This window comes from Mycobacterium sp. IDUB_3 (assembly GCF_055419585.1).
In genome coordinates, this window is the sequence record NZ_JBVAXZ010000001.1 from 3140940 (window position 1) to 3154047 (window position 13108).

14 protein-coding genes and 2 pseudogenes are annotated in these 13108 nt (G+C 64.3%); 6 read left to right on the forward strand and 10 right to left on the reverse strand.

What is annotated here, in order from left to right:
• Position 1: 1 nt before the first annotated feature.
• Positions 2 to 1435: an FAD-binding oxidoreductase gene (locus tag ACZYVJ_RS14535; RefSeq protein ID WP_463831653.1), complete on the reverse strand. Its 1434-nt coding sequence runs from the start codon at positions 1433 to 1435 to the stop codon at positions 2 to 4.
• 242 nt (positions 1436 to 1677) lie between these two features.
• Between ACZYVJ_RS14535 and ACZYVJ_RS14540 the strand changes: the two genes are divergently transcribed.
• A complete protein-coding gene (locus ACZYVJ_RS14540) occupies positions 1678 to 2322 on the forward strand; it encodes a DUF5134 domain-containing protein (protein WP_463831654.1) in 645 nt (214 codons plus the stop codon).
• Positions 2323 to 2343: 21 nt separating this feature from the next.
• Here the strand turns inward: ACZYVJ_RS14540 and ACZYVJ_RS14545 are convergent, their stop codons facing one another.
• The 3 genes from ACZYVJ_RS14545 to ACZYVJ_RS14555 form a co-directional block, all read right to left on the reverse strand.
• On the reverse strand, positions 2344 to 3084 hold the full coding sequence (locus tag ACZYVJ_RS14545) for an SDR family NAD(P)-dependent oxidoreductase (protein WP_463831655.1): 741 nt from the start codon (positions 3082 to 3084) through the stop codon (positions 2344 to 2346).
• An 11-nt stretch (positions 3085 to 3095) separates the two neighbouring features.
• Positions 3096 to 3380 (reverse strand): hypothetical protein, encoded by a 285-nt coding sequence (locus ACZYVJ_RS14550; RefSeq protein ID WP_463832998.1) that lies wholly within the window; start codon positions 3378 to 3380, stop codon positions 3096 to 3098.
• A gap of 82 nt (positions 3381 to 3462) precedes the next feature.
• Complete coding sequence (locus tag ACZYVJ_RS14555; RefSeq protein ID WP_463831656.1) at positions 3463 to 3936, reverse strand: GtrA family protein; 474 nt, start codon at positions 3934 to 3936, stop codon at positions 3463 to 3465.
• A 113-nt stretch (positions 3937 to 4049) separates the two neighbouring features.
• On the opposite strand from ACZYVJ_RS14555, the gene ACZYVJ_RS14560 reads away from it, so the two are divergent.
• Entirely contained in the window at positions 4050 to 4421 is a 372-nt protein-coding gene (locus tag ACZYVJ_RS14560; RefSeq protein ID WP_463831657.1) for a hypothetical protein, read from the forward strand.
• A 74-nt stretch (positions 4422 to 4495) separates the two neighbouring features.
• On the opposite strand, the gene ACZYVJ_RS14565 is transcribed toward ACZYVJ_RS14560, so the two are convergent.
• From ACZYVJ_RS14565 to ACZYVJ_RS14575, 3 genes are all read right to left on the reverse strand, one after another.
• Entirely contained in the window at positions 4496 to 4729 is a 234-nt protein-coding gene (locus ACZYVJ_RS14565; RefSeq protein ID WP_463831658.1) for a hypothetical protein, read from the reverse strand.
• A 533-nt stretch (positions 4730 to 5262) separates the two neighbouring features.
• Complete coding sequence (locus tag ACZYVJ_RS14570) at positions 5263 to 5685, reverse strand: Hsp20/alpha crystallin family protein (protein WP_463832999.1); 423 nt, start codon at positions 5683 to 5685, stop codon at positions 5263 to 5265.
• Positions 5686 to 5840: 155 nt separating this feature from the next.
• Positions 5841 to 6806, reverse strand: coding sequence for an NAD(P)/FAD-dependent oxidoreductase (locus ACZYVJ_RS14575; protein WP_463831659.1), 966 nt, complete (start codon positions 6804 to 6806; stop codon positions 5841 to 5843).
• A gap of 404 nt (positions 6807 to 7210) precedes the next feature.
• On the opposite strand from ACZYVJ_RS14575, the gene ACZYVJ_RS14580 reads away from it, so the two are divergent.
• Positions 7211 to 7783 (forward strand): TetR/AcrR family transcriptional regulator, encoded by a 573-nt coding sequence (locus tag ACZYVJ_RS14580; protein WP_463831660.1) that lies wholly within the window; start codon positions 7211 to 7213, stop codon positions 7781 to 7783.
• Here ACZYVJ_RS14580 and ACZYVJ_RS14585 read toward each other — a convergent pair.
• The 3 genes and pseudogenes from ACZYVJ_RS14585 to ACZYVJ_RS14595 form a co-directional block, all read right to left on the reverse strand.
• Positions 7780 to 8169: pseudogene (locus tag ACZYVJ_RS14585) on the reverse strand (peptidase M42); the annotation flags it as partial. The gene ACZYVJ_RS14580 and the pseudogene ACZYVJ_RS14585 sit on opposite strands and share 4 nt — an antisense overlap.
• Positions 8170 to 8323: 154 nt before the next feature.
• A pseudogene (locus ACZYVJ_RS14590) lies at positions 8324 to 9239 on the reverse strand (alpha/beta hydrolase).
• A gap of 42 nt (positions 9240 to 9281) precedes the next feature.
• A complete protein-coding gene (locus ACZYVJ_RS14595; RefSeq protein ID WP_463831661.1) occupies positions 9282 to 10073 on the reverse strand; it encodes a class I SAM-dependent methyltransferase in 792 nt (263 codons plus the stop codon).
• Positions 10074 to 10250: 177 nt separating this feature from the next.
• On the opposite strand from ACZYVJ_RS14595, the gene ACZYVJ_RS14600 reads away from it, so the two are divergent.
• The 3 genes from ACZYVJ_RS14600 (at position 10251) to ACZYVJ_RS14610 (ending at position 12966) form a co-directional block, all read left to right on the forward strand.
• Positions 10251 to 11078, forward strand: a complete 828-nt coding sequence (locus ACZYVJ_RS14600) for an Emopamil-binding protein (RefSeq protein WP_463831662.1) — start codon at positions 10251 to 10253, stop codon at positions 11076 to 11078.
• Between the two features lie 211 nt (positions 11079 to 11289).
• Positions 11290 to 11898 (forward strand): hotdog family protein, encoded by a 609-nt coding sequence (locus ACZYVJ_RS14605; protein WP_463831663.1) that lies wholly within the window; start codon positions 11290 to 11292, stop codon positions 11896 to 11898.
• A gap of 408 nt (positions 11899 to 12306) precedes the next feature.
• Positions 12307 to 12966, forward strand: coding sequence for a TetR/AcrR family transcriptional regulator (locus ACZYVJ_RS14610; protein WP_463831664.1), 660 nt, complete (start codon positions 12307 to 12309; stop codon positions 12964 to 12966).
• Positions 12967 to 13108: the final 142 nt, after the last annotated feature.

Genomic DNA, 13108 nt, shown 5'->3' on the forward strand with positions numbered 1-13108 from the left:
GCTAGTAGTTCAGTCCCGAGAACATGACGCGGCCCGGATCGTATTTCTGCCGCACCGCGCTCAACCGGGACAGGTTCGGGCCGAAGTAACGCGACGGCGGCTGGTTGGCCTCGATGTAGTTCACGTAACCGCCGACCGAATACTGTTGCACCGCTTGGTGTGCCGAGCTGAGCCAGCTGGTCGCGGCCGCGGGATCGCCCGTCTCCACATACCACTGCACCAACGCTCCCTGCCGGCGCCAGGGAAAGGCGGTGGCACCGGGTGCTACCTCGGCCAGGGCGCCGTCCATGGCGTGCATGATGGCCAGCATTCGGCCGGCACCGCGGGGAAAGGCATTGACCGCGGCGGCGATCCCCTGCGCCACCCCCGCGTTCACGGTGGCGAAGACGTCGGATCCGCCCACGTACCCGAGCGGTGACGGGTTGAGGTTGCCGACGGCCAGATAATTTACCAGGTCCATGTAGTTGAAGGTGTGGTTCTCGGTGCCCGACGGCTGCAGTCCCACCGCTTGGGTGATCGCGGCCGCGGCGCTGCTACCCGACCCGGCCGGACAGGTCGCCAGGATCCGGCAGTGCACGCCCATCGGGTCGACGGTGGCGTCCGCCAGCGCCCAACTGTTGCGGTCGGCGGTGCGGAGCCAGTTCTGCCAACCGACGAGGACCTGCGCGAACGATTGCGGCGGGAAGTTGAGGTTGACCACGTCGACGTCCTTGGTGGGGAACGTGGCGAAAGTCAGCGAGGTCGTCACGCCGAAGTTGCCGCCACCGCCGCCGCGCAGTGCCCAAAACAGGTCCGGGTTGCTGGCGGCGGACGCGGTGACCGCCTGGCCACTGGGCAGCACCACCGACGCCGACGTCAACTGATCGCAGAGCAGGCCGGCGTGCCGGGATTGGGCTCCCATGCCGCCGCCCAGCGCGTGTCCCGCGGCGCCGACCGACGGACACGTACCGGTTGGGATGCCGCGGCCGGCCGCGGCCAGTGTCCGGTGCATCGTGTACAGGCTCGTCGCCGGCGTCACCGTCACCTGTCCGGTGGCGGCGTCGTAATTGGCATCCCCGGGCAGTTGGCGCAGGTCAAGCACCATGGCGCCGTTGGCGGTCGACGCGCCGATGTAGGAGTGCCCGCCGCTGCGCGGGGCGACCTTGAGATTGTGGGCGGCCGCGAAGGCCATTGCCTTCTGCACGTCGGCCGCCGACGTCGGTGTGACCACCGCCGCGGGAGTCAGCCCGTTGTAGTTGGTATTGAAAACCTGCTTGGCCCCGGCGAATTGCGGATTATCCGGAAGCAGCACCTTGCCGCCGAGGGCGGTGGACAGGCCCTCCCACCCGGTTGCCCGTGGATCGGCGGCGACCCGGGGTGCGCCGAGGACCGCGCCGGTGGCCAGCGCTCCGACGGCGCCCCGCAGAAACGTCTGCCGCGAGAATTCACGCGCCATCGTCGGGCTCCCGCGATTGCGTCATGCCCGAATTGTCAACCACGAGAATCGAGGTGCCGCACGACGTGTCGGGGGGTGATTGAAACGTGCCCGAACCGTTACCGCACGCCCCCGGTACGCAGGCTGGTTGCCGGCTCTTCGCAGACACCCCCGAGTACGGTTGGATCAAATACCCCGTGGGGGTATGGTAGCGCCATGGGCGCAACTCAGACGGTATTCGTCAGGTCACGATGTTGCATGCCATGATCGGCGAACCGGCGCTGCGCTGGGCTGTCACCGTTCTGTTCGGCGTGAGCGTCGCCATGTACGCGTACCTCGCTGTCGCACAACATGATCGATGGACGTGCCGGCTCACCCACCTGCTGCACCTGACGATGTCGGTAGCGATGGTTTTGATGGTGTGGCGCGTTGGGCTCGAGCTACCGGCAATCGGTCCCACGCTCTTTTTCCTCCTGGCCGGCGTCTGGTTCGTGGGCGCTGCCGTCTGGACATCGTCGGCATCCCGTCAGCGACTGAAGACCTGCTATTACGCGGCGATGATGGCGGCGATGGCATGGATGTATGCGCTGATGAGCGGAACCGTGCCGGGTGTCTCCACACGCCCGCCCTCACAACCGGATTCGTCGGTCATGGACATGCCGGGCATGACACCGCCTTCACACGACATGTCCCCGGCCACGGCCAGCTCCTCCTGGGTCACCGCGGCGAACTGGATCGGGGTGGTGGCGTTCGCCGCCGTGGCGCTGTATTGGGCGTACCGCTTCTTCGGCGAACGCCGAATAAACCGGGTGCCGACCACCACCGCGCGACTGGTGTGGTGGGAACCGCTATATCAAGCATTCACCGCCGCCGGCACGGCGCTCATGTTCGACGCGCTCGTCTGGTAGCGAGGGCAGCGCTGGCGATTCTTAACCGGCGCCTTTGCCGTTGTCCACGCGATAGACCGCGCCGTGGATCGCGGCCGCGGCGTCGCTGGCCAGGAAAGCGATCACGTTGGCGACGTCGAGCGGTTGCATCATGCCGCGCGGTGAAGCCGTGCGCATGATCAGGTCGTAGTTGGGATTGTCCGGCGCGCTGAACTGTTCGATCTGCGGCGTGAGCATGCCACCGGGGCATACCGCGTTGACACGCAACCGATCTGCGGTGTACTCCACGGCCAACGCCCGAGTGAGGCCGATCAGGCCGTGCTTGGCGGCGCAGTAGCCGGCCGAATACGCCTGGCCCTCGACCCCGGCGATGGAGCTGACGTTGACGATGTTCCCGCCACGCTCCAGCAGATGCGGCAGCGCCGCCCTGCACAGGTAGAAAGGCCCATTGAGGTTGACCGCGAGGTCTTGTTCCCAATCTTCGTCGGTCATCGACTCCGTCCGGCGCATCTGGTGGCGTCCTGCGACGTTGACGAGGATGTCCAGGCCGCCGAAGTCACGGACGCACTGCTCGACCGCATCCCGGCAGGCCTGCACCGATCCGATGTCCGTCGCGGCGAATCCGCCGCGACCAACGCCGGCGAACACATCGGTCAAGCGGCCGGTGTCGCGACCGATGCCGAAAACCGTTGCGCCCTCGCGGGAAAGCAATTTCACCGTTTCGGCGCCCAGGCCCGACGACGCTCCGGTCACCAACGCCACTTTGTCCTGCAGTGCAGCCATGCCAGTGCACTCTAATAGGACCGCAACCGCACCACGCGACCACGCCGAAATTGGGTTGGCGCAACTATTCTCAGCCCGTATCTGGCGGCCGTGTCGGAGACGATGCGCTCGGCCCGGAAGCGCTGCTGGATCCGGCGCGCGGTGATCATCGCGAGCAGGTGGACGGCCTGCCTGCTCAGTGCGATCCGACTCGTTCGCTTCTTCCAGCGCGGCGGCGTCGAGGCCGCGCGTCGTCCGAAGTAATAGCCGATGCAGGCAGCTGTCGCGAGCGCGGCGATGACCGCGATTACCGTCACGTGTCGAGCGTCCTTCGTCGCCGTCGCGAGAAGGTCACGCACGGGCCACACCTCGGACAACAAGTGCGGGCCGGCGCGCAGGTCAGCGGCGGAAGACCACCCACCGCATCGCGCTGTACATGTACACCGCTTCACACATGCCCGCCGCCAGCCGCGACAGCTGATACTGCACTCCAATGGCGGTCAGCGCGGTCGTCACCCCGAGGATGAACGCCAGGTAGTTGACGACGACCACCACGACGTAGGCCGCGACCTGCGGCCAGACGGGTGCGTGGGACCGGAAATTGAACATGCGATTGAGCACGTAGCTGAGCGTGAACGCGCAGACGTAGGCAACCGTGACCGCGACCGGCACCGGAAGGCCGAGCGCGCCACGCAAACCCGTGAGGATCGTCAGATCAACGCCGAAGGTGAAGCCGTTGACCACACAGAACCCGACAAACGTCGGTGCGACGAAAGCCCCGAGCCCGTACGGCAACCGCCCGCCGAACGCCTCGGACCAGGCATGGAACCGCCCGGTCAGGCGTGACTGGCCGGTCGTCGGTTCCGCTCGCACATGAGCACGGTGACATGACCAGGTATCCACCACGTGATCAGCTGACCAACTGCGGTCAACGGTGCAGTCTTTGCCTGCCCCTGGTGCCGACGCGAGACCCTACGATCTGGGTTGTGGACGAGATGCCTCGATACACGGGCCCGATAGATCCTGCCAACCGCAATATCTTTGGGGCATGCCTATCGTTGGCCGGTTTGGCGACGATGATGCTCGCGCTTCTTCTGTTGCTGACGGCGACAAGCAATCGCGCCCTGGCGTTCAAATTGGAAGCCGGTTTCTTTCCGCCCCTGTCGGAATCTGCGGTGCAGTCAGCGCGAACCGAAATCGTCATCGCCACGGTCCTGGCTGTGCTGTCGACTGCTTCGGCGGTGACTGCGGTGATCTTTCGCTCGACTATTGCCTGGCGGCTGATCGGGGGCGTGACCTTGCTGGCTTTGCTCCTGGTCGGCCCTCTGCTGTGGGTCTGCTACGACATGGCCTTTTGAAATCTGCGATCTCGGCAGTCATACGAAACACGCCCGCGCGCAGACTTGGACACGGCACGTCGCCGGTCACGCACCTACCAGACGCGGTGGTCCCCACGGGCGTGAGGATATTCGTCGTCGGGCAGCGGAACCGACTGTTGTTGTTCCGCCCAGTCGGCAGGGTCGGCCTCTACCGGGCGGAAACTGCGCAGCGCGCCCGAATGTCCACGCACAGCGCCGTTGCGAATGGCTTGTGTGATCACGGCTACCCCTTCCTTGCCTACTCGCGAATAGTAGTAACTAGCAACAGTTTTCAGCTTCGATGACATTGTGGCTGGATTGTGTGAGGGCGGGCCGCCCGCCCCGGAGACGAGTTGCCTGGCTGTGGCAGTGGCGTGCCTCTCCCCGCATCGGGATTCAAGTGACGCCCACGGTATTGCCCGGCCGGCGGACTGGCCCGGTCATCCCTGCTGTAATGCCATCACCTGCCTTCCTCTAAGTTGTGTCGCCATTATTCGCAGAGGTAGCTCGCGGAGGGCCGCGCTGCACGGCGCGCACTTCGGGCGTAGGCGCACGCCAGGGCTGCAGAGACACCGCCCAGGACCGGCCAGGTGACCGGGGCACGACCAAGGCGCAACCGGCCACTCGGCGCGATGGTGGCGGACGAAGCAGGCTCGCCGCCGCCTCGCACAAGATGGCGTCGACCTGCGCGATCAACCCGGACAACTCTGGGCCGTCGTCCAGCAAGAGCGCGCCCGGCCGGACTGTGAAACCCTCGTTGACCGCCCGGGGCGCCACCGCTGCCCCGGTGCTGCAGTGCGTCATCGGTAACCCGCGTTCTGTCAGCATCGGACCGGCCAATCTACGCGCTGATGGCGGCGTACTGCCTGTCCTCGCGCTTGACCGCGATCTTGCGTGGCTTGGCTTTCTCAGCCACCGGAATGCGCAATCGCAAGACCCCAGCGTCGTAGCACGCATCGATCTGGTCGGTGTCGAGATGGTCGCCGAGCACCAGCTGTCGGCTGAACACCCCCCGCACCCGTTCGGTTGCCAACATTTCCCGGCTTGGGTCGATATCGGGGCGCTTTGCTCGCACCGTCACCACATTGCGCTCGATGTCGAGGTCCAGCGATTGTTCGTCGATTCCTGGCAGATCGAATTCGACGACGAACTGATCGCCGTCGCGCCAGGCATCCATCGGCATCACCGCGGGACGCGCCGCGGTCCCTGACACCTGCTGAGTGAAGCGGTCGAGGTCACGAGACGGATCGCTACGCACCAACATGGCCGTCACCTCCAACACTCCCATCTGTCTGTCCGCATCGATTATCTGTGCCTCACGGCATATATTTTTATATAGCGCGGACGGCCGGGCTTGGCAAGCGAGTTTCGAAAAATCTTCCGCCACAGCAGAATCAAGGAGTTCCGGGACTCCATGATTCAGCTCACCGTTGACGGCGGTCCCGTCCATTCCTGTATCGATGGGCCGACGTCCTCGGCCAACAAACTCTGCACAACCGACGCGGCCGCGAGCGAACCTGTCGCGATCGCCGAGGCGATCTGCGGCATCTGCGCACTGGTGTTGTCGCCGGCCGCGAAGACTCCGGGAACCGTGGTTCGGCAGAGCGCATCGACTGCGATGGGATTCGCCGCCGCCGGCGTCGGCTCACCAAGTCCGACCCCGAGCTGTTCAACCAGCTGCGACCGCTGATGCAGTGTCGTCGCGACGAGCAGACCGCTGCGTGCCAGCCGAGTTCCGTCGGTGAACACAATGGCTTCCAACTCGCCATTGCTTGAAGCGAGTTCGGCAACGGGCCGCTCGTCGACCACGACGCGTGCAGCGGCCAACCGGGATCGGTCGTCACCATCGAGCTCCGCAGGCCCTCCAGTCAGGAGCACAACGTCGTCGCTCCATCCCCTCAGCAATAACGACGAATGCACTGCCCGCTCACCGTTGGCCAATACCGCCAACGGTTGATCGCGAAGCTCCCAGCCGTGGCAGAACGGGCAGTGGAACGCCGACCGCCCCCACAACTCCGCGAGCCCGGGCAGCGCAGGCGGCCGGTACTCCATGCCAGTGGCCAGCAGCACCCGACGCGTGCGTTCACGCCGCCCGTCGGACAGTTCCAGTTCGAACACATCGCCGGCACGCTCACCCGTCACCACCTCACCGGTCCGCACTTCGACGGACGGGTAGGCGGCAATCTCCCGCCGCCCGGCGTCGTACAGCTCGCCCGGCGGTCGGCCGTCGTGACCCAACAACCCGCCGATGCCGTGGGCGGACCGGTTGCTCTGCTGACCCGCGTCGACCAGCAGCGTTCGCCGCCGCGCCCGACCCAGTACCAGACCTGCGCTCAAGCCCGCGGCTCCGCCACCGACGACGACGCAGTCCCATATCGAGTTCATGACCTAATCCTCCTAATTGGTTGGAGCGTTGACGGGGTCGGTTTGCGCGTGTCCGTCCCGAGGGCTTCCACCCGCACGGGGAACCCGTTGAGCCAGGCCTGGCCGGAGACTGCATCGAGGTCCTCGGACTGGTTGGGTCAACTCGTTGTACCTCTCCTTTGAAAAGTCGTCATCGGCGGCGGGCACTACGGCTCCGGCACACCAACACCAGCGGTATCCATCCAAGCTGCAGCGTGCGAACAGCGCGCATCACTTTCCCGACCACCTTCCGGTCCCCGGTGTCGAGGACGCCGTCATGCGGCTCAACCCCGCTAGTACCACCTAGTTGAGATCCGTTTCGAACGAACATAATCGTTCAATATCGGAACGTCAACGTTCTATTTCGGGCAGACTAGGATCACATCGTGTCCGTCTCGACAAAGCAACTCTCGGGTGTGCAAGCGCGCACCAGAGCCGCGATCCTCGCTGCTACGGCCTCTGCATTGGCCGCGAACCGGACGGCCACCATGCCCGAGATCGCCACCGTGGCCGGGGTCGGCCGCACGACGCTGCACCGCTACTTCGCCGACCGCGAGACGCTGATCTACGAGGCGACCCTGGACTCGATCCGCCTGCTCACTGAAGCGGCGGACGAGGCCGCCACCGACGACGGACCCGCTCTCGACGCGATGCGGCGATTCATCACCGCAGCCGTCTCAGTCGGTGAACGGGTGGTCTTCCTCTTCGGTGACCCGGCGGTGCTCCGCGATATCCCACCGGCCCAGTCCCCGAACGAGGAGTTGTTGATCAACCTGATCACGCGGGGACAGGACGAAGGCGTGTTCGACTCTGACCTCAACCCGACCTGGATTTGGCGCGCGCTCTACGGATTGATCCTGCAGGGCTGTGAGCAAGCCATGGCCGGTGCACTGCCTCGGCACACCGTCGCGCCACTGATCACCCGGACCTTCGAGCGCGGCATCTGCCCGGCTCCCTAGCGCAGCAGGAATGCGACAAGGACCGCACTCATTTCCGGGATCGCGTCGCGGCGGATGACTTCATAGCCATGCGTGCTCAGCGTCGGCAGGCACAGCAGCCCCACCCGCGGCGACACGCCCGTCGCCTTTGCGTGCGCCGCGTCGGACTCAAACGCCAAGCATCGCGGCCTGGGGTGATAAATCCAATTCCGTTGCCACACTCATCAATTGGTCCGCAACACCTTTGTCGTAGACGCATCGTGCATCGCTGCACCCGACAATCGGCCCGCCGCCGACAGTGGTGCCGTACTCCGCCTCCGTCGGACCTCCAGGGCGAGCGTGAGATCACCGGGCAGTGTCCGACTGGCATGCGAACCGCCGATGCCGCCGATCTCCTCGTTCGTCGTGCGTTGACCTGCGCGTTGGCAACGAATATTAACAAGCTCTCTCGACACGCCGCTTGTTGATCTTCGCTGCACATCATCGCGCGATCAACCTCACCGAGCCGTCGGGAGCACCGCACTCCCGGCGCGAGGTGGTCCAATCTTTGCCGAGCGGGTCTTATCGCGGTGAGTCACGAAACAGCGTGTACAGAAATTCGCGCTGGTGGGCGATTACCGCGTCGAAGGCGGGCCCGTGCGGCCACACGTCGAAATGATCACACGGGTAATGCTGCACTAGGGCACCGGCTTTGGCTGCCATCGCGGCTTGCGCCGCAGGGAGGCGCGCTACGGTCGGCATCCCCGATCTGGACCAGCATCGGACACCGGACCTTGGCCGCGACGCGCGTGGGCCGATATCGAAGCAGTTCAAAACCGACGGCGGCATCGATCCGGTTGACCCACGTCGGTCCCGCCAGCGCGGTGTACCGGTCGTGGTAGCCCTCGAGGTTGAGCGCCGCGTCTTCACCGGGGAGACCGACCAACGGGATCGTGATCGGACGCCCGCCGCGAGCGGTTCTGATACGGCTTCGTATGCCGGCTAGAGTGCACCTGGCCAACGAGCCTGGGCGACGTTGGCGCAGCGCGAGAACCGCTGCGGCCCAACCATCTACCAGCGGTGTCACCGCGATCACCGCGGCGACGTCGCTGCGTTGAGCTGCGACGACGACAACGTGGCCGCCGGCCAGCGAGGCTCCCCACAGCACGACCCGGTCCGGATCCGCGGTCGGCAGCGAGCGAGCAATGTCCACCGCGGCGTGATAGTCCTCGACCTGGCGGCGCATCGATACCGACTGTCCGCCGACCCCCGCGGAAGCGCCGAACCCGTGGTAGTCGAACGCCAGCACATCGCATCCAATTGCGCACAACGGTTTTGCGAACGGCAGTAGACCAGTGTCGACCGTCCCGCCGACGCCGTGCGCCATCACGACGACCGGCCGACCCTGCGGCCCAGCAAGAACATCGGTGTCGGCCACGCCATGCCACGCGCGGCACACGCCGCTGGGAGAAATGAACTCGACTGCAGTCACTGGCATCAGTACCGAGTCGCGGCCTGAACGCGGCGCTGTGGGGTCATTTCATCGTGTGTCTTTTCCCCCGCCGAGAAGGTGCCGGGTAGCGGTCACCAACTGAGACAGACCGCCGGTTCGTTGCTCGACTTCGCCGAAACCTCTCAGACGCAAAGCTTTAACGATTTCATCACGGCCGAACATCCGACAGCCGCTAACACCTTCAACCACCCGGCTGCGCACATCACCGCGCGTACCCCCTGGCGCCAGACTGGTGAGGATGACCACCCGACCGTTGGGACGCAGCACGCGGGTAATCTCATCGAGCGCGTTGAAGGGTTGCTCGATGAGATAAAGAGCCATAAGGCATGCGATGGCATCGGCGCTTTGGTCGGCAAAGGGTAGTTTCTGGGCGTCGGCACGTAAATACGCCACGTTGGGGCCCGCATTGTCGATGGTGGCACGCCGCAACATGTGGTGTGAGGCGTCGACTCCCACCGCCAAACCGTTCTCGCCCACAGCACTGCCGAACAGCCCGGTGAAATTACCCGGCCCGCAACCCAGGTCGATCACCGTAGCACCCGGTCTTAGCTGAAGGCCGGCCAGTATTCGTGTGCGGTCGTCGGCGCGCTGCGGAGCAACGAGCCCCACGAGGCGTCGCAGCGCGGCGCGGCCGCGCTCGTAGCCGCCGGTATAGAACTCGGTATTCATCAATCGGTGCACGATGCGTGGCGCAGGCGGTACCTGCTCACCAAGAAAGTCCATATAGCCCGACTCGGTGAAGCGAAAGTCGTTACATCGCTGGGGATCTAACAACTTCCGCGTCCGCTCCACGACTGACGCTGACGGTCCATAAGTCATCAACGCCGGACTCCCTTCATGGTTTTGTCGCCACGACCTGGCCCCGCGCTCACCGCGGCTGCCGCCCCACAATAGAACACCCATTGCGCCACACAGTATCGTGATGCTAGCTTACAGAATAGCGATTCTGCTTCGCGGGTCGCACGAAGTTTTCCACTCCAGCGGCAGGAGGCTGTGATGACAACCGCCCTTGAACACGATTTCGCCCGACCATGGGCCAAACGGCGCGTCCGGACTTACGCGTGGTGCGCGGCGTTTACAACAACGATCGCGGTGGGCAGCATCATCGGAGTCGGCGTGGGGCTGATCCCGATGGTGCCCGTGACCGGCACGATCGCCTGTTTTCTGTTTATGACCCCGGTATTCATCATGTTCATCGCGTCATGGATCGATATTCCGGGCGAGGCACGCACGACGTTGGAAAAAGCCAATGAGTTTCAGATGCTCTGGTTTTGCATTGCCGGCGCCGCAAGCGAGCTCTGGTGGGAGGTCATCTGGCTCGTCGGTGACCTGATGGGCAAGATGCACATCACCCAGGGTCAGCGCTGGGGATGGCTGATCTGGTACTACGGCATCAACGATGTGCGCTATCTCAACAGCGACGGAGCGTTGTGGGCGATGGAACTGGCTGTCGTAACCGGCGCCGCCATCCTGCTGTACTCGTGGTCGAAGTTGAGGAAAGCCGGCAACGACCCCGACAAACGTATCCGTCCGCTGTGGTGGACCTTCTTCACCATGGCGGTCATGTTGACGGTGTTTTTCATCTACTTCATCGCCGAAGCGCGCCACGGCTTTCCCAACTTCCCACGCCACGGATTCTGGGACGTCTCGATCGTGCTGATCTATGAGAACCTGCCGTGGATGATCGCACCCATCGTCAGCCTTCCCTTCGTCGCCAAGCAACTGGGCTACCTCTACGGGCGCAAAGCTCTGGCGGCGGACCGGGCGTCGACCCGAGCGGACGCCGTCCGCGGCACTGGCACTCCCGTCTCGGTCCGCGCTTAGGCAACCGCCACGCCGGGCTTGGGTGCGTTGGCGAAGATCAGATTCAGCCAATGCACCCAAGCGCTGGGCGCACCCGGCGACCCACGCACACAGCCGTTGCAACGACGCCGAAAGTGCAGAAGACACAGCGATTTTGAGCGTCGCTGCGCGACGCTCAGCGACATCCGCCTCTCAAAAGGACCCTGGCGCCGCATAGCCGCGAACGGACACGATGACATCACCCGCCTTCGACTTCTCACAGTATCGACCCGAGGCTGCCAGCCCTGCATTCGTGGAGTACATCCAGACCCTGCGGGAATTACAAGACGCCACGCAGTCAGCGAACCCCAACGCCGCCGTGTGGACCGCGGCGGCAACCCAACTGCGCCGACTCACGACAATCCTCACCCAGAATCGGGCACCTGAAACACAGGCCCCAGCCGGTCGCGATGCCGCACTACCCGGCTTTGGGAACCCACTGATACCAGCGTTCACCATCCACACCACTAGCGCCAAAGGTGTTGTCCTGCACGGCAAGTTCGGCCGCTTCTACCATGGCGCCCATGACGTCGTCCTCGGCGGCGCGCTACCGCTACTTTTCGACTGGCACTTCGCCCTCACCATCGACGCCGCCGGCCGCCCGATCAGCCGCACCGCCTACCTCCACGTCGACTACACCGAATACGTATTGACCGACACCCCACTGCAGGCCACCGCCCGCATCGACGTCATCGAAGGACGCAAAAGCTTCCTCAGCGCCGAGCTGACCCGCTCCAACGACACAACAACACTGGCCAAAGCAACCGCCCTCATGATCGCCTTGCGAACCCACCAACGATGAACCACCAACAAGACGGGGGCTTAGGCGTGCTAATCCTCCCAAGAAGCGCCAGGCCGACTCGATCCGAGCAAGCACCACCCGAATTCGCGACACCACAACGTGCGTGATCGCCATCCCCAACGAACATCCGAGAAAGGGGTTCGACCGTGATCAGCGACGCCGGCCAGCCGGTTCGGTGTTATCGGCTGGTGGGCCGTAGTCATCTGGTATCTGACCCCTTACGTAGTGCTCCCCTGGCTCTACACTCTCAACCACCAGAAGTGGAAACAAATTGGACGTCACGGCAAGTCGCAGTAACGCACGTCAGGCCCATCGCCGGTGGTCAGAGGAACTCTCTGACGGGTCAATTATGCTCGAGCAGGCAGTACCCCGGCCCGAAGGACGGTATGGCACAGTGACTCGATACCGGTGAACGTCCCCAGCATTCACGAAACCCGCCGGCAAATGTATCGGATGCAGATCATTTCAGCCGCTGAGTACGAGTTCGCCAGGGCAGGGTTCGACAAGACCAAGGTCGCAGACATCGCGCGCACCGCCGACGTGTCCCTAGCGACGCTGTACAAACACTTCGCCGGCAAGGACGAAATATGGGACGTCCTCAATCAGCAGCGCGTCGAAGAATTCATTTCCGCAGGACAACAATCCATAGCTGACTGCACTTCGCCGGTCCAACGACTGTTCGCATCGCTTCATGCGCTCGTCACCTACTTCGCCGAACATCCCAACTACTTGCGCATCCACGTCAGCGAAGGATTGAGCTGGGCCACAGGCGGCCACAATTGGGGCCGCGGCAACCAGCGCGACGCCTGGCGTACCGGCATCGACACAATGGTCGCGCTGGCGCACGACGCAGTCGAATCCGAAGGAGTTCCCCCCATGCGGCCATCGCTGTTAGCGGGCCTCGTGGTGTCAGCACTGCAAGTGTGGTTAACCGACTGGGTCAATAGCGAATTCGACAGGCCCGCTGACGACGTGGCACTCGAACTCACCCAATACCTGAGGCGTTCGCTGGAATTGCCCGCAGCGGCCGCCCCCGGACGTCGAGCACGTAAAACTCCCCACCCCTGAGTCACGGCTCCCTTCAAAATGAGACCGAAACACCTCGGCGCTTCGTCGCCGCCCGATGACAACCCGAGTTTGCGCCACACAGGATCAACCCCGCATGGCCTGAATCCACCGGAGATGCAGGGCCGCATGGCCATTTTGTTTG